The 19,700-nt window shown below is 67.7% G+C and carries 14 protein-coding genes; 4 read left to right on the top strand and 10 right to left on the bottom strand.

Annotated elements, in window-relative coordinates; all coding sequences use genetic code 11:
- Positions 1–4: 4 nt before the first annotated feature.
- The 5 genes from B7P44_RS20925 to B7P44_RS20905 all read right to left on the bottom strand — a co-directional run bounded on the left by B7P44_RS20925 (position 5) and on the right by B7P44_RS20905 (position 8,811).
- Entirely contained in the window at positions 5–4,207 is a 4,203-nt protein-coding gene (locus B7P44_RS20925; protein WP_133117862.1) for an RHS repeat-associated core domain-containing protein, read from the bottom strand.
- A gap of 15 nt (positions 4,208–4,222) precedes the next feature.
- Positions 4,223–4,696 carry a DUF1795 domain-containing protein gene (locus tag B7P44_RS20920; RefSeq protein WP_084907886.1) on the bottom strand — a complete coding sequence of 158 codons (474 nt, stop codon included), beginning with the start codon at positions 4,694–4,696 and terminating at the stop codon, positions 4,223–4,225.
- A gap of 196 nt (positions 4,697–4,892) precedes the next feature.
- Positions 4,893–5,339: a hypothetical protein gene (locus tag B7P44_RS20915; protein ID WP_084907884.1), complete on the bottom strand. Its 447-nt coding sequence runs from the start codon at positions 5,337–5,339 to the stop codon at positions 4,893–4,895.
- A 108-nt stretch (positions 5,340–5,447) separates the two neighbouring features.
- Positions 5,448–5,966: a hypothetical protein gene (locus B7P44_RS20910; RefSeq protein ID WP_321970404.1), complete on the bottom strand. Its 519-nt coding sequence runs from the start codon at positions 5,964–5,966 to the stop codon at positions 5,448–5,450.
- A 16-nt stretch (positions 5,967–5,982) separates the two neighbouring features.
- Complete coding sequence (locus tag B7P44_RS20905) at positions 5,983–8,811, bottom strand: type VI secretion system Vgr family protein (protein WP_084907880.1); 2,829 nt, start codon at positions 8,809–8,811, stop codon at positions 5,983–5,985.
- 457 nt (positions 8,812–9,268) lie between these two features.
- Between B7P44_RS20905 and B7P44_RS20900 the strand changes: the two genes are divergently transcribed.
- Positions 9,269–9,841, top strand: coding sequence for an NADPH-dependent FMN reductase (locus B7P44_RS20900; RefSeq protein WP_084907879.1), 573 nt, complete (start codon positions 9,269–9,271; stop codon positions 9,839–9,841).
- 10 nt (positions 9,842–9,851) lie between these two features.
- Here B7P44_RS20900 and B7P44_RS20895 read toward each other — a convergent pair whose 3' ends face one another.
- From B7P44_RS20895 to B7P44_RS20880, 4 genes are read right to left on the bottom strand one after another with little or no spacing between them, the layout of a single operon-like run.
- Positions 9,852–10,463 (bottom strand): DUF2894 domain-containing protein, encoded by a 612-nt coding sequence (locus B7P44_RS20895; protein WP_088511502.1) that lies wholly within the window; start codon positions 10,461–10,463, stop codon positions 9,852–9,854.
- A complete protein-coding gene (locus B7P44_RS20890) occupies positions 10,453–11,103 on the bottom strand; it encodes an OmpA family protein (RefSeq protein ID WP_084907877.1) in 651 nt (216 codons plus the stop codon). Before B7P44_RS20890 ends, B7P44_RS20895 begins: the two co-directional genes overlap by 11 nt.
- Positions 11,104–11,106: 3 nt before the next feature.
- Complete coding sequence (locus tag B7P44_RS20885; protein WP_084907875.1) at positions 11,107–14,154, bottom strand: DUF802 domain-containing protein; 3,048 nt, start codon at positions 14,152–14,154, stop codon at positions 11,107–11,109.
- Positions 14,155–14,163: 9 nt separating this feature from the next.
- The gene (locus tag B7P44_RS20880) at positions 14,164–14,913 is read right to left on the bottom strand and encodes a DUF3348 domain-containing protein (protein ID WP_084907873.1); all 750 of its coding nucleotides are present in this window, start codon (positions 14,911–14,913) and stop codon (positions 14,164–14,166) included.
- A gap of 266 nt (positions 14,914–15,179) precedes the next feature.
- Here B7P44_RS20880 and B7P44_RS20875 point away from each other — a divergent pair, with 266 nt between their 5' ends.
- Entirely contained in the window at positions 15,180–16,382 is a 1,203-nt protein-coding gene (locus B7P44_RS20875; protein WP_084907871.1) for a DUF1444 family protein, read from the top strand.
- Positions 16,383–16,396: 14 nt separating this feature from the next.
- Here the strand turns inward: B7P44_RS20875 and B7P44_RS20870 are convergent, their stop codons facing one another.
- Positions 16,397–17,035, bottom strand: a complete 639-nt coding sequence (locus tag B7P44_RS20870) for a LysE family translocator (protein ID WP_084907869.1) — start codon at positions 17,033–17,035, stop codon at positions 16,397–16,399.
- Between the two features lie 265 nt (positions 17,036–17,300).
- Between B7P44_RS20870 and B7P44_RS20865 the strand changes: the two genes are divergently transcribed.
- Positions 17,301–18,680, top strand: coding sequence for an FAD-containing oxidoreductase (locus B7P44_RS20865; RefSeq protein ID WP_084907867.1), 1,380 nt, complete (start codon positions 17,301–17,303; stop codon positions 18,678–18,680).
- A 63-nt stretch (positions 18,681–18,743) separates the two neighbouring features.
- A complete protein-coding gene (locus tag B7P44_RS20860; RefSeq protein ID WP_084907865.1) occupies positions 18,744–19,646 on the top strand; it encodes a LysR family transcriptional regulator in 903 nt (300 codons plus the stop codon).
- Positions 19,647–19,700 lie beyond the last annotated feature (54 nt).

Genomic DNA, 19,700 nt, shown 5'->3' with positions numbered 1-19,700 from the left:
CCCCTTAACACCCGTACTTATGAACTTTCCCGGTTGTCTTGTTCTCGTATGTAATCTCGACTCCGTGCTCGTGCGCAAATCGACTCATTTTTGCAGAACACCCCCGGCCACCAGGATTGCAAGGATCCTTTGTTCCACGAAAATGTAGTTTATCGCCCGCCTGGACACTATCCTTCAATTTCTCAAGAACTTTAGCCTCAGTATGAACATCGAGTTGCTGAGTAAACGTAAGTCGCCCTGGCTTAGGGTTATCTGACCCGCTGAATTCAATGCCTTCCATGTACTGCCCGGTCGAAGGCCGCTGCCACATCCATTCCAGAAAGTGACCGGGTGTTCTTGCCAGCCCAAGGGCGTCAGTCCAGATCGTCGGATTAGGCGCATACGAGTACAAATTCTCTCCGCCCCATAACCCAATCGGATCCTGATTAACGAACCGCCCCACATCCGGGTCATAAAACCGGAACGTGTTGTAATGCAGCCCCGTACTGTCATCAGCATACTGCCCCGCATACCGCAACGGCTGCTCGGTGCGCGGCGCCGCCAGCTGCCGATCGCCAGCCTCGACCTTCCCCCACGCCGAATACCGCCCGGCCCAGGCGACCTCTCCCGCCTCGTCCGTCACCTCCAGCGGCGCGCCGACCAGATCCGTATGGAAATGGTAGACCCGTGCCGCGTGTTTCGCCTTGTCGATCGCAACCGCGGCAACAGCGTCCGCGATCACCGCGTCGACGCGCGCTGCCGGCGTATACGGCGCATCCGGGCTGTAAACATAGCTGCTGACGCCGGTTTCGCGAATCTCCTGCGCGAGCCTCAACCCTTCCCACACGAACCGCTTGCGCTCCGCACGCAGTTCCACGCCACGAAGATCGAAGCAGGTTTCGGTCTTCGCAGTCCGCCGGCCAAGCGGGTCATATTCGAACCGCGCCTCGACCGCCCCGCTCGCATCCTCCGTCCGAACCACGATCAACCGATCCTGCCCATCGTAGCTAAACCGCTGCGTCCGGTTCGGCCCCTGCCGCTTCGTCGCAAGATTGCCGAACGCGTCATAAGCAAACCGCAAGTCCTGCCACATCCGCAGCCGGTTGCCTTCCACATACCCGCGGCTGCGACGCTGCCCGTCATCCAGCAGATTACCGGCCGCATCCCATGCGAATTCCTCGAGATGCCGGTCCGCCGTGCGGTACTGCCGCATCAACTGGCCCGCCCGGTCATAGCCGTATTGCGTGCTGCCCCGCAGGCTGTCGCTCATCTCCGTCAGCTCGCCGACCGCGTCGTAGCCATAGTTGCGCCACAACTGCCCACGCATCCGGCCAGTCGTCTCCGGCGACAACCCGGCCGCCTGCCACAGCTTGCGTCCCAGCAAGTCATAACCCGACCGTTCGACCAGACGCCCTTGCGTCCGCAAGATCTCGCGATGCAGGTCGTCCCGTTCGAAATCGCTGACCACCTGGTCGCCGCAGCGAATCTGGTGCACGTGGCCCGAGCCGTACCGCAGCATCTGCAGCGTCTGCCCATGCGGCAACGAAAGCGTCGATACGTTGTCCAGCTCGTCCAGCGCGTACCCGACCGTGCCGTTCACGCCATGCTCGGCAAACAGCCGCCCGCCCTTGTCGTATTCGAACCTGACCGCATCCGGTTCGATACCGAGCGCGACACCCGCATCGGTCGGCATCCGCTCGACTGAAAGCAGCCGGTCTCCCGCGTCACGCTCATAGCGGGTCACGTCGGTCGGCGTGTGCTGCGCCGTCAGATTCCCCATCAAGTCGCGCTCGAAGCGAAGCACCCGAATCGCGTCCGCGTCACGACGATTCGCATCGTCGGCCGCCCCGACGATCGTCAGCTCCCGCAGCCCGCCGGCATCGTCATAGACGAAGCGCCGCTTCACGCCATCCGGCCGCGTCTCGGACAGCAAACGCCCGCCCGCGTCATAGGCAAACGCATAGCGCGCATGATCGTTCAGCAGCTCGAACAGCCGCCCTTCGGCATCGTAGCGATACTCGAGCCGGCGCCCCGCCGGATCGATCGCTTCGCGCAACTGGCCGCGCGCATTGCGGATCGATTGACGGATGCGTCCGCCCAATCCGACATGCCGCACGACGAGCCCGGCCGCATCGTATTCGAAGGACTCCTCGCTGCCGTCAGGATAGGCGATGCGCACCGGCTCGCCGGTCGGCCGCATCGCGTACGACACGCGCTGTCGCAATGCGTTTTCCGTCGCGACTGGCAATCCGAACGCGTCGAACTCGCTGCGCGTCGTCTTCCCCGAGCAATCCGTATAGGCGACGAGCTGACCGAGCCGGTTCCACGCCAGCACCTTGCGCCCGCCGCGCGCATCGACATGCGCGGCGGGTTGCGACGTCAGTCCATCGGGATACTCGTACCGGTTGGTCCGGCCAAGCGGATCGCGGCTGAGCACCAGGCGCCCCTGACGGTCGTACTCCGCCTGCCAGACGCCGCCGTCCGGCGCGGTGATTTCCACCGGACGCAGGCTGTTGCCGTCGTACCGCGTGCGCGTCGTGCGCCCGAGCGGATCGGTCTCGGCCACGATGCGCCCCGCGTCGTCGTATTCCAGCGCAACCTTGCGCTCGCCCGGCAACAGGAACGCGGTCGGCATGCCGGCGTCGTTGTACTCGATCCGGTATTGCGCGCCGTCGAGGTCCGCGCATTCGACGATCTGGAACTGCGCGTCGTAACGCCAGCGCGCCGTGCGTCCGTCGAGATGGCGAACGCGGCTTTCGCGCGCGTCGAGATCGTATTCGAACGTCCAGTGCTCGCCCTCGCTGGTCTGCGTCGCAACGACGCGCGGCTGCCCGCCGAGCGCCGCCCACTTGTAGCTCGACACGAATCCCAGCGCGTTCGTGTGGCTCGTCATCAAGCCGTCGGCGTACGTAAAGCGGCGCACGACCGCGCCGTTCGCGTCCGTCACCGACGCCATCTGCCCGTTGTCGTCGTATCCATACGCGACGATGGGACGGCGCTCGTCACCATGGACGAGCGCGATCGTCGCGAGACGCCCGTGGACGGCCTCGTAATCGAGCACCGCCTGAATGCCGCCGCACGTGAGGATCTCGCGCACGCGCCCGTGACTGTCGCGCTCGAACTGCATCCACTGCCCGGCCTGGTCTTCGATGCGGTGCACCCACGCAACCCGGTCCGTGTCGGGATCGAGCCGCCCGAAGTCGTAATACGTTTCGCCGACGTCGTGCAGCACGTAACGGCCATCGGGCGTGCAGGTCAGATAGCGCTGCTCGCTCTCGCTGAACGACGACTGCCCCTTGCGAACCAGCGGAAACCCGCTTTCGCGGCCCTGCGCGTCCGTGTACCAGAGCCGTCCGTCGCGCGCCTGCAGCCGCAGGTCCCACGGCAGCACCCAGCCGCGGCCGAGCGTTCCGGCATGGTCGAGGCCGCTCGAATAGAAGCGCTTGATCGCGACCGGCAGCGGGCTCGGAATGACGTAATCGGTTTCCGATTCGGCGAGCAGGATCTTGCGCCCGGTCGTGACGTCGACAGGATTGCCGAACATCCCGCCAATCGCACGATTGATCACGGGACCGGCCACGTAGCGCCCCACGGCCTCGCCGAGCACGAAGCCGCCGATGAACTTCGCCGCGCACGGCAGGACCGCGCGCGACAGTCCGCCGGCGGCCTTCACGAGCCCTGCGAGCCCGCCGACCAGCCCCGCCAGCGCGAATGCCCAGTCGACCGTGGTACGGAGCCACGGCGGCACCTCGTCGTCTACCGGCAGGTAGGTTTCCGTGCCGCCGTGAATGAAGGTGTCGTGCGAACCATCGCCGATCGACGCGCCGCACGTGATCTTGTCGTCCTTGCGCGCGGCGGGCCGCCCGTTGATGAAGACGTTGGTCGACCCCTGCGCGACGAGCGGCACCGGATTGTGCTTGTCGCAAGCCGTGCCGCTCAGCGTGGCGTACGCGGCGGGTTTGCCGTTGATGAAGACGTTGGCGGAGCCGGTGATGATCGCACCAGACGGAGAACTGAACATCTTCCCTATCGCTTCTCCTAGCGACAGGATCGCGCTGGCGCCGACGCCGGCGGCCAAGCCCGCCAGCAGCGCCACGCCGAAGCCGCACGTGAAGGTCGCGAACGCGACCGCGGCGATCAGCGCGACGCCGATGACGGCGCCGATCAGGAAACCCGCGAGCGCGCTGGTGTGCTCGATCGGATCGGTGACGCGTGCGGCCTCGAACATGGTGTGCGTTCCTCGTCAGGCCTGCCCGGCAGCGCCGGTTTCGTCCGCCGGCCGATAGCCGTCGAGCCATGTGCGCCACAGCGTCTCCAGCTCGTCGTTGAAGGCCCTGGCGCTCGAGGCGGTGAAGATCAGCACGCGGCCCGGCGCAACGATGAACGCCGCCTGCCGCTGGAACACGACACGCGTACCGTTGCGGTGGCTCGCGTCGATGCGCTCGCCGGCGAGCACCTGGTGGTCATCCGGGCCGAGCCGTTCGGCCTGCCGCCCGATCAATTTGTGCCCTTGCAGCCGCGACTTGAGCAGCGCGAGCTGCCGGTCGACGTACGGCGCGAGCGCCTCGCCGTCCTTCAGCCAGTCGCGCGCGACGCTCAGGTTCGGCTGGTTCGCCGGATCGGCCGGCACGAGCAGGTTGGTGGTGCGGTCTTCGAATCCTTCGGGCAGCGTGATGCTGCCTTCGTGGATCCGGATGCGGTTGTCTGGATCGGTCATGCTGGTTATCCGATGAAACTCGATGAATGGATCGGTCTTGACGCCGGCTCGTCGGTCGAGAAAGGCGGACGCCGGCGGCAGTACGTCAATTTGCGGGCCGCCGTGGCAGCTTCAGTCGTGTGATGCGTGAATGCCCGGTGCTGTCGGTGTCCGTTGCGTCGCGTCGCGGCACGGAACACCGCATGGAGCGCCGGGCTCAGTTTTGCTGTTTGGGCTTGAACGAGACGGAAGCGACACAGGCAGGATTGCGCTCCTCGAAGCTGAACGACAGTTGCCCCCAGGGCAACTGCGCCGAATGCGTCGTTGCCTCGTCGAGCGACCGGCCGCGCGGAACGTCGGTGATTTCGAGGTGACCGTAGCGTCCGCGTACCGCATCGAGTCCGACGCACGGCCCGCCCAACTCCAGCACCATGAATCCCGGATGCTCGCCCTGGCGCTTGATGCGCAAATCCACGCTCTTGATGACCACGCCGTCCGACAGCGTGACAGGCGTGCTCTTGAAGAACTGGAACACGTCATTCCCCTCTTCGTCGGTCTCGGTCAATCGGGTCGACAACGTCTGTTCGATCTTGGTCTTCGAGAACGGGACCTGCTGCGCCAGCGCGTCGATCGCTTGCCACAGGGTCGCCTTTGGTTGCGTCATGTGCGAATTCCGCAGGTTTTTCCCATTGGCCCTGCCGCATCCGGCGAGCCAGATCGCCACGCCAAGCGTCATCAGCACCCGTCGCAAGTGATTCATGGAGCGCCGGACTCAGTTTTGCTTTTTGGGATCGAACGCGACAAAGGCGAGACAGCCGGGATTGCGCTCCAGGAAGCCGAACGCCAGTTCCCCCCAGGGCAGCTTCGCCGCATGCGTCGTGGATTCGTCGAGCGAACGACCGCGCGGAACGTCGACGATTTCGAGGTGACTATAGCGTCCGCGCACGGCATCGAGTCCGACGCACGTGCCGCCCAGCCGCAGCACCATGAATCCCGGGTGCTCGCCCTGGCGCTTGATGCGCAAATCCACGTTCTCGATAACCACGCCGTCCGACAGCGTGACCGGCGTGCTCTTGAAGAAGTGGAACACCTTGTTCCCCTCCCGTTCGATCTCGGTCAAGCGGGTCGGCAGCGTCTGTTCGATCCTGGCCTTCGAGAACGGGACCTGCTGCGCCAGCGCGTCGATCGCTTGCCACAGGGTCATCTTTGATTGCGTCATGTGTGAATCCTGTACGTTTTTTCCATCGGCCCGGCTGCATCCGGCAAGCCAGATCACCACGCCAAGCGTCATCAGAACCCGTCGCAAGTTATTTCTTGGGCGGGAAATTCTTGTCATACCAGCCTCCGTAATACTCCGCATAAGGTTGCTTCGTGTTCGACGTGATTTCGCCCCTGCCGAATTGCGCGCCGATCGCCTGCCGGGCGGCGTCGGCGTTGCCATCCTTCAGGAACTGGTCGTATGCCTTGTTGTACGCCGCGTGGTTGGCGCTGTTGCCGGCAATGCCGATATCCGCGCCGCCGTTCGCGAGAATTTCGCGCCTGGCCTTGATGTTATTCAGCGTTGCCGCGCCTTCGTCCGCCAGTGTGCCATTGACGTACGCGGCTTTCGACGAATAGTCCGGCGTAAACCCGTAGGTCGCGTGCCCGGCTTCGTGCGCCAGGGTTTGCGTGGCTTCCGCTACCTTGCCCTTGAGGTTGCCGTCGAACGTGACGGTCTTGTTGCGGCGATCCGCAAACGAACCGCCGCCCGGCGCGCCATAATCGAATGACCAACCGTCGTCCTGGAGCTTCTTCAGGTCGCCCTGCAGACCCGGCGATTTCGCGGCAAGCCGATCGACGTCGTGACCGAGCCCCGTCTCCACCGGGGGGGCAGCCGATCCCACAGCAGCGCCGGCCGCGCCTGCGCCTGCCGCCCCGCCTTCCGCCGTTGCGGCGCCTGCGCCGCCGGCTCCACTGGCTGCCGGCGCCGACGGCCCCGACGACGCGCCCTGGTTCAGGTGAATGACCGGACCGTCGAGGTAGATGCCGCTCGCATCGATGCGGACCGTGGACGCCCCGTGCGTCAGCGTGATGCCGCCCGGCGTCAGGATCACGACGCTGTCGCCGACGCGATGCTCGATGCCGTCGCTCGCCAGGTGGCTCTGCATGCCGGGCCCGGCCTTGCTCGCGACCGCGTTGGTGTTGATCACGTTGGCGGTCGACGATCGCGTGAGCGCGACCATCTCGGTCATGTTGCCCTGCGCGACATGCTTCGTCTCATCCCCCTTCAGCACCGACACCTTGCGCGCGCCGCCTTCGACCGTATGCGATTCGTTATCCTTGACGACGGTGTTCATGTCCTTCTGCGCATGCATGAAGAACTCCTGCGAGCCGTCGACGTCGGAGAACCGCAGCTCGTTCGAGCCCTGCCCCTTGTGCGTCTGGCTCTTGAGCCCCATCGTCTGGCCGCTGCTGCCGTGATACGGGTTGCCCGATTCGCCGTTGAACACGCGGCCGACGACGACCGGGTTGTCCGGATCGCCCTCGTTGAACGCGACGATCACCTCCTGCCCGATGCGGGGAATCGCGGAGCCGCCCCACCCCTTGCCGGCCCACGGCTGCGACACGCGCACCCACATCGAGTCCGAGCCGTCGCGCTTGCCGCGGCGATCCCACAGGAAATGCAGCTTCACGCGGCTGCCGTCGGTATGGATTTCCTCGCCCTTCGGCCCGACCACGATCGCCGATTGCGTGCCGTGCATCGACGGCTTGCGGGTGCGCCGCTCCGGCCGGAACGGAATGTCGAACGGCAGGCACGTGAACGTGTTGTGATAAGGCAGTTCGGCGCCCTGGCGCGTGTAGTCGTTGACCGCCTGATGGCGCACGCGCAGGATCACGAACTCCTTGCCGCTGTAGGTGGACGACGCGTGGTTGGCGAGCGTGAAGCGGCCGTTCGTCGTCATCCCGCGCGCATAGCCGCCGCCGTTGAAACGCCGCGCCTGCGCCTCTTCGGCTTCCATCGCATAGCGCGCATAGCGCTCGCCGTCCTCGCCGTGGTCGTACAGCGAGTGGAACTGATAACGTTCGGTCGACTGAATGTTGTCGTGCTTGAGATTGACGGTCGGCACCTCGACGTGCATCAGCGACGACGACGGCTGGTTGTAGTTGAAATCGCGGAACGTGATCTTGCCGACCCGGAAGCTGAACGCCTCGTCCCAGCGATCGATGCCGTTCAGTTCGCTGGCCGCGCTGTCCGCGTAGTACGAGATCGACTCGGCTTGCGGGATCGGACGGAACAGCGAATTGCTGTCGCCGATCACGAGGACATGCTTGTCCTTCTCGAAGCGGAACGTCCAGACGAGCCCTTCCTGCTCCATCAGCCGCGCGCAGAAATGGTAGTACGACTCGTCGTACATCACGATGTATTCGAGCGGCGACTGCTGGCCGCGGATGTCGAATTCAAAATCCGCGAAGCCCATTTCCTGGAAGATCCCGCGCAGGAGGTCCTGCGGCGTCTGGTTCTGGAAGATCCGGCAGTCCGTCGAACGCGTGAGGAACCAGAGCCACGGCACGACCGACATCTCGTAGCGCGTGACCGTGCCGGAGTTGCCGACCTTGCCGAACGACGCGACGTAGCCGTCGAAGTAGCGGCGCTCGTCGGTCTCGGTCGACGCGGCCACGATCTTCGTCAAGCTGAAATTCTTGCTCTGCGGATCCAGCACGATCTTCACGCGCTGGCCGACGATCTGCTCGTGCCCGATGTTGTTCCGGTGGGACAACAGGTCGAGGTGGATCTCCGGCAGCTGGTTCACGTGCTCGTCGATCACGGCGGCGTTGACGAGCAGCACGTCCTCGCCCAGCGGCGTTTCGAGCGTGACGTAGCGGTTTTCCTGGGTCAGTTGCGGGCGTGCGCCCGCCAGGCCGTTGAGCGCGTCGGCGATCGATTCGGGGGTCTTGCCCAGCATCGCCATCCCGGTCTGCGCGAGCCGGACGGCGCTTGCCGCGCCGCCGAGCAGTCCCGCGCCCGGCATGCCCGTCAGCGCGCCGAGCTGCCCCGCCATGCCGGCGATCGAACCCAGACTCGCCAGGCCGCCCGCCGAGGCCGGGACGGCGCCGCCAGCAATCCCGCCGGCGCCCCTGTTTTCCGCGAAACTCATGATTACCCTCTTTGTTATCGGGCGAGCCGTATGCGTGACCCGCGATGCGCCCGTTTGTCACGGTCTCTCAGCCGCCGAACGTGCCGCCAAATATAACAAATCGAAAGAAAATTCATAAGCATCCGCCGGCATTTGACGTTCTTTTAAATCGCCGCGGAGATTCGCAAGTCAAACGGAACCGGTTCCGGGATATCGTCGGCGTCATGGTGAAATCAATCGGCAAATAAATACCGATCGAAATCAAAATGCATCCAGCATCAAAGTCATATTTACCGATTCATGAAACCTCGCATTCGGAATCACCTCGATTCAATTCGGTGATTCGGACGCAATTTATCGATAAATCGGAAATGACGGTCCGGTGCTCCGGCGGTCGTCCCGCCATCACACCGATGCGATAATCCGCCCGGTCCCCACACAACCCAGCCTGCCTTCGTCGCCCTCCCGGCGCTCACCGATGCCGATCGAATCTCGACCCCCAACTTCCCGGCGCATGGAGATCGTCGCGCTGTGCGGCAGCCTGCGCGCCGGCTCCTTCAACGCGGCGCTGCTCGATGCCTCGGCCGCCGTTGCGCCGCCGGACATGCAGATCGCCCGGTTCCGGCGTCTTGGGCAGTTCCCGCTTTTCAATCCCGACGTCGAACATCCGACGCCCGAGCCGGTTCGTGACCTCATCGACCGGTTGAACGCGGCCGACGGGGTGCTGATCGCAAGTCCGGAGTATGCGCACGGCGTGACCGGCGTAATGAAGAACGCGCTGGACTGGGTGGTCGGATGCGAAGCGTTCGTGCACAAGCCGGTGGCAGTGCTCAACGCGTCGCCTCGCGCGACGCACGCCGACGCGGCGCTGAAGGAAACGCTGTCGGTGATGTCCGCTCGCGTCGTGAACGAAGCCTCGATCGCGATCCCGATCCTCGGCAGCCGGCTCGACGCGGCGGACATCGCCGCGCATCCGCCGTTCGCCGACGCGCTGGCGCGCGCGTTGCACGCATTTCGCGCGGCGATCATGCAGCCCGTCGCTCCGGGCTGAGCGCCCAGCGCTACCGCGCCTTGCTCCGCGCGCCCTTCTTCACGCCCTTCGCGCGCGGCGCTTCCTTCTCCGCCTGCACGCCGCCGCCGGTGAAGTCTTCGAGCCACGCCAGCGCGTCTACATACGACAGGAATTGCTGCAGATAGCCGGGCGACAAGTCGCGCATCAGCGACAGCGACCGGTGCACGAGGCTGCTCGAATTGAGCGGGCCGGCATTGCGCGGCACCTGGTCGAGCGCCTGACGATACTGCTGCTCGGTGCGGACCTTCGACCAGGTTTCCCGGAAGTAGTCGATCAGCGCCGGGTCGACCCCGGCCCGGTCCGCCTGCGCATCGCGCGCGATGTGCGTCACCAGCCCCGCGAGCGCGCCGCGCGTCGGCGTCGCCTGCGCCACGTCGTCCGCTGCGGCCGCGTGGGCACCGGCGCGCTCGACATCGTCGGCGTACCCAGCCAGCAGCGTCGCGAGCCGCGCGTCCAGCAGGCGCCGCGCGTCGCCGTCATGGCCGGCCGCGCGCCGCTCCAGCGCATCGATCCGGTGAAAGCGCACCGGGTCCAGCCGATCGGCGCCGGATGCGCGCCACGCATCGAGCATCGCGCGGGCGCGCGTCGCGTCACGGTTCACGACGGCCACCGTTCGACGCCGACTTGCGCGGCACCGGCGCGATTTCCACGCGGCGGTTCTTCGCGCGTCCCGCGTCGTCCGCGTTCGAGCTGACCGGCTGCTCGGAGCCGAACGCGGCAGCGAACACCGACGCTGCGGGTACGCCCGCGTCGATGAACGCGCGCGTCACGGTCAGCGCGCGCTTCGCCGACAGTTCCCAGTTGTCCGCGAACAGGCGGTTGCCGGCGTGCACCTGCTGGTCGTCGGCGAAGCCGCTGATCATCAGGATCTCGTCGCGATTCTTCAGGTACGCGGCGAGCGGGCCGGCCAGCGTCTTCAGCAGATCGTGGCCTTCGGGCTGCAGCTGGTCGGAGTTCAGCGCGAACAGCACGTTGCCGGCGATGCCGATGCGGCCGTTCACAAGCGTCACGCGGCCGGCCGCGAGCGGCCCCGCGAGCGCCTGTTCGAGCGTCTTGCGCTGCTGCGCTTCCTGCTGGCGCTGCTTGATCGCCTCCTCGAGCTTCGACGTGAGCTGCAGCTGCATGCCGATCACGCCGACGAGGATCAGCACGAACGCGCCGAGCAGCACCGACATCAGGTCGGCGAACGCGGGCCAGACCGGCGCGGCCGATTCCGCGCCGCCGTCGATTTCGTCGTGCATGCGTTACGCTCCGACGGACGCGCGCCGGCCGGCGAGCTGCTGCAGGTCCTCGACGATCTGCTTCTGCGACATCATGCTCAGGTCGACCACTTCCCGCGCCTGTGCGACGTAGTACTCGAGCTGCTCGTCGCTGCGCGCGAGCGATTTCTCCAGCGCGGCCTCGATGCGCTGCAGATGGGTCAGCAGCTTGTCGTTCGATTCGCCGAACACCTGCACGGCCATCCCGAACGCGTCGCCGAGGCTCGCGACTTCGACCGCGCCCGCGGTCACCTGCGCGGCGACTGCATCGAGCTTGCGGGTTTCGGCATCGACCGTGTCGTTGAAGCGCGCGCCGACGCGGTCCAGCAGGTCGGCCGACGTACGCACGAGCGCGTCGACCGCGCCGCGCTGTTCCGTCGACGCGTGGTTGACCGCGTCGAGCAGCGTCTCCAGCGTGGCCAGCAGGCGGCTGCGCTCGTCGAGCATCGCGGTGTCGCGCACCATGCTGTCGGACAGGCGCTGGCGCAGCTCGGCGACGACCTCGGCCGCGGCCTTCGGCGCCTCCGACGCGGCCTGCACGAGCCGGGAGATCTCGGCGATCGTGTCGCTCGCGTGCGCCTGCGCCTGCGCGGTGATGTCGTTCGCGGTGCGCGCGAGCGTGTCGCAGATGTCCTGCTGGCGGCTCGCGGCCTGCGCGCTCGTCTGCGCCCATTCGTCGCGCAGCTTCGCCGCCATCTCTGCAAGCGATGCGCTCCACGTCGCGAGACGCTGTTCGTCGCGCGACGCCAGTTCCGTCTGCAGGTTCGCGTGCGACTCGCGCATCGTGCTCAGCAGCGATGCCGAATGCTGTTCGAACGTCGTGGTCTGCGCGCCGATGTCGGTCGCCGTTTGCGCGAGCGCGTCGCAGATCGCCTGCTGGCGGCCCGTGTGGTTCGCGCTCGTCTGCGCCCACTCATCGCTGAGCTTCGCCGCCATCTCTGCAAGCGACGCGCTCCATACCGCGAGACGCTGCTCGTCGCGCGACGCCAGTTCCGTCTGCAGGTTTGCGTGCGAATCGCGCATCGTGTTCAGCAGCGATGCCGAATGCTGTTCGAACGTCGTGGTCTGCGCGCCGATATCGGTCGCCGTTTGCGCCAACGCGTCGCAGATCGCCTGCTGACGGCCCGTGTGGTTCGCGCTCGTCTGCGCCCACTCATCGCTGAGCTTCGCCGCCATCTCTGCAAGCGATGCGCTCCATGCCGCGAGACGCTGTTCGTCGCGCGACGCCAGTTCCGTCTGCAGGTTCGCGTGCGACTCGCGCATCGTGTTCAGCAGCGATGCCGAATGCTGTTCGAACGTCGTGGTCTGCGCGCCGATATCGGTCGCCGTTTGCGCGAGCGCGTCGCAGATCGCCTGCTGGCGGCCCGTGTGGTTCGCGCTCGTCTGCGCCCACTCATCGCTGAGCTTCGCCGCCATCGCCGCAAGCGATGCGCTCCACGTCGCGAGACGCTGCTCGTCGCGCGACGCAAGTTCGGCTTGCAGGTTCGCGTGCGAATCGCGCATCGTGTTCAGCAGCGATGCCGAATGCTGTTCGAACGTCGTGGTCTGCGCGCCGATGTCGGTTGCCGTTTGCGCGAGCGCATCGCAAATCGCCTGCTGGCGGTTCGCGTGATGTGCGCTCGTCTGCGCGAGGTCGTCGCGCAGCGCGGCGGCCATTGCCGCGAGCGATTCGCGCCACGCGGCCAGCCGCTGTTCGTCGCGCGACGCGAGCTCGCCCTGCAGGCCCGTGTGCGACTCGCCGATCGTGCGCAGCAGCGACGCCGAATGCTGCTCGAACGTCGCGGCGGCTGTTTCCAGCGCGCGTGCGTTGTGTCCGGCCAGCGTTTCGCCGACTTGCTCCTGCTTCGCGAGCGTATGCTGCCAGCCGTCCGCCATGCGCTGCTCGGTCGCTTCGAGGCGCGTTGCAACGCCGTCGAGCAGATCGGTCGAACGCTGCGCGAACGTGTCGGTGAACTGTCCGAGCGCGGCATGCAGATGGCCGGCCGCGGCCTCGCTCGAGCGCCGGTGATCGTCGAGCGCTCGGTTCCAGATGCCGGTCACGTTGGCGGTGGTCGCCTCGAAGCCGCTCGACAGGCCGTCCAGCTGCCGCTCGACCGCGTGCGTGACGACGTCGCGCAGCACGGTCATTTCGCGCGCGAGACCCGCCATCGTCGTTTCCATCACCGGCTGCAGCGCCGCGCCGGCCACGCGCGCACTCTCGGCGGCGCTGTCCCGCAGCGACTGGCCGACCGACGACGCGAGCCGCGCATAAGCCTGCTCCGTCCGGTCGAAGAACGCCTGCTGGCTCGCGACCTGCTGTTCGTGAAGCGCCGCGCTGCGGGTGTCGATCGCGGTCATCATCGTCTGCAGCCGCTCGACCAGCGCCGGCATCACGTCGGCCTGCTTCTGCAGGAGCCGGAACGACTCCTCGCGCTGATGCGCGTGCGAATGGACCCGCAGGGTCGTCGCGATCTTCGCGTCGAGCTGCTGCGACGCGTCGAGCCGGTCGCGGCGCGCCAGCGCGGACAGCAGCCCGAGCATCGCCGAGGTCGCGACGCCGGCGATCGACGTGCCGAACGCATAGCCGAGGCCCTTGACCGGCGCGATCAGCGACGCGCGGATCGCGTCGAGATCGGTCGCGCTTTCCAGCGCGGCCCCGGTGCCCTTCAGCGTCACGACCATCCCGAGCAGCGTGCCGAGCATCCCCAGCAGCACGAGCAGGCCGACCAGGTACGGCGTCAGCGACGGCCCCGGCAGCGCCGCGCGGGCGCCCTCGATGCGCGCGCGCACCGCGCCGCGCAGGCTCGGGTGCAGCGTGTCGAGCCACGCGTCGAGCACCGGCGGCGGCCCGGACAGGCCCTTGACGGCGCCGGCGAGCGTCGCGCTCGCCTGGCGGTAGCGCAGCAGCTCGGCCGCACCCGCGAGATAGCACGCGGCGATCAGCAGCGTGACGACCGCCGCCGGCGGATTCGACCCGACATAACCGGCGCCGATCCAGCACACCGCGACCAGGCCGGCCAAAAATACAACGAGATCAATACGAATTCTGGACATAACGTCTTGTTAGCTGGCGCGAAGGGCCGCGAGCAGCCCATCCACCGTTTGAAACCGGATTTCGAGTTCGGCGAGCAGCACGCTCTGCATGTCCATGCGGAACACGTCCAGCCAGGCGCCGGGCGTGACGGCCGGCTGCCCAGGGGTTTCCGGATGTTCCGGGGCTTCCGCGTCGGCGAGCGCCTGCTGCTCCGCGGCGCGCAACCGCGCGAAGTGCGCGCCGAGCAGCGCCGGCACGGTGGCCAGCAGGCTGCGTTCGCGCGCGCCGAGCACCCGCTCCATGATCGCGTCGAGCGTCGCGAGCCGCGCCATGCCGGGCGTGCGCGCCGCCAGCGCGACCCGCAGGCGGCCGCGCAGGTTGCCGATCGCCGTCTCCATCTCCTGCTGCAGGGTCAGATAACGCTGCCGGAAATCCGCGTAGTCGGCCGTCTCGCCCGTCGGCGGCGCCGGCCGCGCGCCGTTGCGGCGGCTCGCGCCGGCCGGGCGGGCGACCATCATCGCCTGCGCCAGCGCGTGACGCACGCGCGCGCATTCGCGCTCCGCGTCGCCGCCGGCCGGGCGCGCGCCGCCGGCCGCGACCGCGGGCGGGCTGCCGCTCAGCGCCGAGGACAGCGAAATCGCGTCCGTCCAGCCGAGCCATTGGCTCAGCCGGTCGGCGAGCGTCTGCCGGGATTCGGGCACGTCGGCGTCCGCCAGCCGCGCGAGCAGGCGAACGAGCGTCGGGCCGCTCAATGCCGTGCGCTGGGGGGCTTGCACCATGCTGCTACCGTCAAAAAAGGCAGCAGTTTACACGTCGCGGGCCGGTCGGCCGACGGATTGCGGTCGGCGAGCCGGCCGCCGGAGGGGGTGCGGCGGCGCGAACGCCCGCCGGACAAGGCCGGCAGCACGATCGGCCGCTTCCGGCCTGCCCCCCGCCCTTCAAGAAAATCGCGTGACAGGCCGATATCACTGAGCAGCGGGCCCGGCCCGCGCCACTTCTTCGCCGGTGCGCGTCGACGGACGCGCACCCGACCCGATCACACACGATGCCCACCGATTTCGTCACGCGCCTCCTCGACCGCTTCCGCAAGCCGCCCACCCAACAGATCTTCGCCGAACGGCTGATGGCCGCGCTGCGCGCGGCCGGCGACACGCGGGCGTGGACCTACGAAAGCGAGCGGAGCCGCCTCGTGCAGCCGGACGTCCCGTCGAACGTCGTCAACCTGCACAACCTGTTCCGGGACTACACCGACGCGAAGCCGGCCGATCGGGACGCGACGCTGAAGCGCCAGGCGCGCGCGATGATCCAGCACGCCATTCCGTCCCGCCTGGCGGACGCGAAGGCGAAGCTGCGGCCGGTGATCCGCAGCGCGACCGAGCGCGGCGTGATCCATCTGCAGATGGAAACCCGCCCGGAGCTCGCGTTCCGGCCGCTGTGCGAGAACCTCGAGATCGGCATCGCGTACGACGGCGAGTTCAGCGTGTCGCGGCTGACGACGACCAAGCTGCAGGAATGGGGAATCACGTTCGACGAGGCCTACGACATCGCGATCGACAACCTGCGCGCCGAGTCGTCACGCCCGTGGGTCGCGCTGCAGAACGGCGTGTTCCTCGCGCAGTTCGGCGACTACTACGACGCGGCGCGGCTGTTGCTGACCGACCTGCTGTACCGGCAGCCGATCGCCGGCGCGCCGGTCGTCATGGCGCCGAACCGGGGCGTGCTGCTGCTCACCGGCGATCGCAACCCGGCGGGATTCGACACGATGCTGCAGGTGGCCGAACAGGCGCTCGCGCAGCCGCGCCCGCTGCCGCCGCTGATGCTCCGCTGGGACGGCGCGCTCTGGCGGCGGTTCGTGCCGGAAGGGTTCGCGTCGCGGTTGCAGCAATTGCGGGTCAGCGAGCTCGCCGGCGACTACCGTGACCAGCAGACCCTGATGGACGAGGCCCACGCGCGCGACGGGCTCGAGGTGTTCGTCGCGCAGTACAGTGCGTACCGGCGGCCAAGCGGCGAATTGTTCAGCATGAGCGTATGGACCGAAGGCGTGCATTCGCTGCTGCCCGACACCGACAGCGTGATGCTGTTCCGGCCGCGGACGCAGCAGTCCGCCTCCGTGCCGATGGCCGAGCTGCTGCGCCTCTGCGGCGACCTGATGACGGCCACCGCGCATCGTCCGGTGCGCTACGAGGTCAAGGCCTTCCCGGACGACGCGCGGTTCCGCACGCTGATGGAGAAATACCCGAAGCCTTGAGCGCCGCCGGCGCGTCAGATCCCCGCGTTCCGCGCCGTCAGGATCAGCCGCAGCCCGAGCGCCGAAATCGCGCCGGCCGCGACGCGGTCGACCCATTTCTTCGCGCGCAGGTACCACTCGCGCGGCCGGCGGGTCGAGAAGCACAGCGCGACGATCGTGTACCAGCCGCACTCGACGGCGAACACGAGCGGCGGCAGCACGAGATAGGCCCACAGCGGCGGGTGCTGCGGGAGCAGCGCGGCGAAGATGCTGGCATACCAGATCGCCGTCTTCGGGTTGCTGAGCTGGGTGGTGAGGCCCGTCCAGAACGACCTGCGCGTGTTGCCGGCGCGGGCCGCGGCCGGATCGGCGACCGCGATCGGGTGCGCCGCGCCGCGCCAGATCCGCGACGCCATGAAGATCAGGTACGCGCCGCCCGCGACCTTGAGCGCGACATACAGCCATTCGACCGTCTGCAGCAGCGTATAGAGGCCGGCCAGCGCCACCGCGCCGAACACGATGCCGCCCACGCCCATGCCGAGCGCGGTCGCGAGACCGTCGCGGCGCGACAGGCCGATCGAGTTGCGCCCGACGAGCACGAAACTGGGCCCGGGAATCATCGCGCCGAGCCAGAGCGCGACCAGGATGCCGAAAACGGCGGCCATTGCGGTCATCAGTGTCTCCTCGAATCCTCGAAAATGGCGGCCCCGTCGACCGGAGCCCGGCCGGCCCGCCATGAACGGGCCGAACGGCGATTCTGGCACGCTTCCCGCTACGCCGGTAGAGGGTTCGCCGCCCGCCCGAACCGCTCGCGGGCACCCGCCGGCAGGTCTACCATAGGCGGACGCCGGGGTCGCAAAGCCGGCCCCGGCGGCACGCGCGTTGCGCATGCAACGCCCGCCCCCGCCTCATCACGCGGCAGCAGCGAAGGAGGACGCCATGACCCAGCACTTCGACGCGATCATCATCGGCACCGGGCAGGCAGGCCCGCCGCTCGCCGCCCGGCTGTCCGGCGCGGGCATGAGCGTCGCCATCGTCGAGCGGGGCCGGTTCGGCGGCACCTGCGTGAACACCGGCTGCATCCCGACCAAGACGCTGATCGCCAGCGCGTATGCCGCGCATCTCGCGCGGCGGGCCGGCGAATACGGCGTGACGATCGGCGGACCGGTCACGGTCGACATGCCGCAAGTGAAGGCGCGCAAGGACCAGATCTCCGCGCGCTCCAGCCACGGCGTCGAACAGTGGGTGCGCGGGCTGGAGCGCGCGACGGTGCTGCAGGGCCATGCGCGCTTCGAGAGCGCCCGCACGGTGCGCGTCGGCGACGCGCTGCTGGAAGCGGAGCGGATCTTCATCAACGTCGGCGGGCGGGCGCTGGTGCCGCCGATGCCGGGCCTCGACCAGGTGTCCTATCTCACCAACTCGACGATGATGGACGTCGACTTCCTGCCGGAGCACCTGGTCGTCGTCGGCGGCAGCTACGTCGGGCTCGAATTCGGCCAGATGTACCGGCGCTTCGGCTCGCGCGTGACGATCGTCGAGAAAGGCCCGCGCCTGGTCCGCCGCGAGGACGAGGACGTGTCGCACGCGGTGCGGGAGATCCTCGAGAACGAAGGCATCGACGTGCAGCTCGACGCGAACTGCCTGAGCGCGCGGCGCGACGGCAACCATGTCGTCGTCGGGCTCGACTGCGCGTCCGGCGCGCGCGAGGTCGCGGGCTCGCATCTGCTGCTCGCCGTCGGACGCGTGCCGAACACCGACGATCTCGGGCTGGCGCACGCCGGCGTCGAGACCGACGCGCACGGCTATATCAAGGTCGACGAGCAGCTGCGCACCAGCGTGCCCGGCATCTGGGCGCTGGGCGACTGCAACGGGCGCGGCGCGTTCACGCATACGTCCTACAACGACTACGAGATCGTCGCGGCCAACCTGCTCGACAACGATCCGCGCAAGGTGTCGGACCGCATCGCCGCGTACGCGATGTTCATCGACCCGCCGCTCGGCCGCGTCGGGATGACGCTCGCCGACGCGCTGCAGACGGGACGCCGGCTGCTGGTCGGCACGCGGCCGATGACGCGCGTCGGGCGCGCGGTCGAGAAAGGCGAGAGCCAGGGCTTCATGAAGGTGATCGTCGATGCGGACAGCCACGCGATCCTCGGCGCGTCGATTCTCGGCGTGACGGGCGACGAAGTCGTGCATGCGCTGCTCGACGTGATGGCCGCGAACGCGCCGTACACGACGATCAGCCGCGCGATGCACATTCACCCGACGGTGTCGGAGCTGGTGCCGACGTTGCTGCAGGATCTGCACCCGGTGAACTGAGCGTCGCGCCTGCCGCCGCGCGTATGCGAAGATGGCCGTTCGCCACGGAATTCGGGAACGCCCATGGATCGTCTGCAAGCGATGCAGATCTACGTGCAGATCGTCGAGCGCGGCAGCTTCACGCAGGCCGCCGACGCGCTCCAGCTGCACCGCCCGGCCGTCACGAAGGCCGTGCAGCAGCTCGAGCAGGCGCTCGGCATCCGGCTGCTCAACCGCAGCACGCGTCGCGTCAGCATGACCGCCGAGGGCGAGACGTTCTACGCGCGCTGCGTTCAGCTGCTCGCGAGCGTCGACGATGCGTTCGCGTCGTTCCCGCGGCAACGCAGCGCGCCGAAGGGACGGCTGCGGATCGACATCGCGGTGGCGCTCGCGAAGTCGGTCGTGATCCCGGCGCTCGCGGATTTCCAGCAGCGCTATCCGCAGATCGACGTGGTGCTCGGCGCGAGCGATCAGCCGGCCGACCTGATCGGCGAAGGCATCGACTGCGTCGTCCGGGTCGGCGCGCTGAAGGATTCGAGCATGATCGCGCGCACGGTGGGCGCGGTCCCGATGGTCACGTGCGCGTCCCCCGCCTATGTGTCGAGTCACGGCCTGCCGCGCACGCTCGACGACCTGCGCGCGCATCGGGCGGTCAACTTCTTCACCGGGCGCAACCGCAAGGTGATGGAGTGGGCGTTCCGCCCGGCCGACGACGTCGTCACGCTGAAGCTGGCAAGCGGCATCCTGACCAACAATTCGGAAGCGCTGCTGTCGTGCGGCCTCGCCGGCCTCGGGATCGTGCAGGCGCTGCGGCCCGCGCTGCAGCCCTACATCGACGCCGGCCAGTTGATCGAGGTGCTGCCCGGCATCGCGAGCGTGCCGAAGCCGGTGTCGGTGCTGTACCCGAACCGCGCGCATCTGCCGGACAAGGTGCGGGTGTGCGTCGACTGGCTCGCCGAGCTGTTCGCGCGCCGGTATCCGGCCTGAGGCGGGTCCACGCCGATTATTATTCGTCGAATAACAATCAGTCATTCGATCGCG

The organism is Burkholderia ubonensis subsp. mesacidophila, assembly GCF_002097715.1.
In the GTDB taxonomy this organism is placed as follows: domain Bacteria; phylum Pseudomonadota; class Gammaproteobacteria; order Burkholderiales; family Burkholderiaceae; genus Burkholderia; species Burkholderia mesacidophila.
The sequence above is the reverse complement of the archived record's forward strand: the minus strand, read 5'-3'. Positions and strand labels throughout refer to the sequence as shown.

What these genes read in the sequence shown, in the direction of transcription:
- B7P44_RS20925 (WP_133117862.1), bottom strand. Translation starts at nt 4,207, where the DNA reads ATGTTCGAGGCCGCACGCGTCACCGATCCGATCGAGCACACCAGCGCG.
- B7P44_RS20920 (WP_084907886.1), bottom strand. Translation starts at nt 4,696, where the DNA reads ATGACCGATCCAGACAACCGCATCCGGATCCACGAAGGCAGCATCACG.
- B7P44_RS20915 (WP_084907884.1), bottom strand. Translation starts at nt 5,339, where the DNA reads ATGACGCAACCAAAGGCGACCCTGTGGCAAGCGATCGACGCGCTGGCG.
- B7P44_RS20910 (WP_321970404.1), bottom strand. Translation starts at nt 5,966, where the DNA reads ATGACGCTTGGCGTGGTGATCTGGCTTGCCGGATGCAGCCGGGCCGAT.
- B7P44_RS20905 (WP_084907880.1), bottom strand. Translation starts at nt 8,811, where the DNA reads ATGAGTTTCGCGGAAAACAGGGGCGCCGGCGGGATTGCTGGCGGCGCC.
- B7P44_RS20900 (WP_084907879.1), top strand. Translation starts at nt 9,269, where the DNA reads ATGCCGATCGAATCTCGACCCCCAACTTCCCGGCGCATGGAGATCGTC.
- B7P44_RS20890 (WP_084907877.1), bottom strand. Translation starts at nt 11,103, where the DNA reads ATGCACGACGAAATCGACGGCGGCGCGGAATCGGCCGCGCCGGTCTGG.
- B7P44_RS20885 (WP_084907875.1), bottom strand. Translation starts at nt 14,154, where the DNA reads ATGTCCAGAATTCGTATTGATCTCGTTGTATTTTTGGCCGGCCTGGTC.
- B7P44_RS20880 (WP_084907873.1), bottom strand. Translation starts at nt 14,913, where the DNA reads ATGGTGCAAGCCCCCCAGCGCACGGCATTGAGCGGCCCGACGCTCGTT.
- B7P44_RS20875 (WP_084907871.1), top strand. Translation starts at nt 15,180, where the DNA reads ATGCCCACCGATTTCGTCACGCGCCTCCTCGACCGCTTCCGCAAGCCG.
- B7P44_RS20870 (WP_084907869.1), bottom strand. Translation starts at nt 17,035, where the DNA reads ATGACCGCAATGGCCGCCGTTTTCGGCATCCTGGTCGCGCTCTGGCTC.
- B7P44_RS20865 (WP_084907867.1), top strand. Translation starts at nt 17,301, where the DNA reads ATGACCCAGCACTTCGACGCGATCATCATCGGCACCGGGCAGGCAGGC.
- B7P44_RS20860 (WP_084907865.1), top strand. Translation starts at nt 18,744, where the DNA reads ATGGATCGTCTGCAAGCGATGCAGATCTACGTGCAGATCGTCGAGCGC.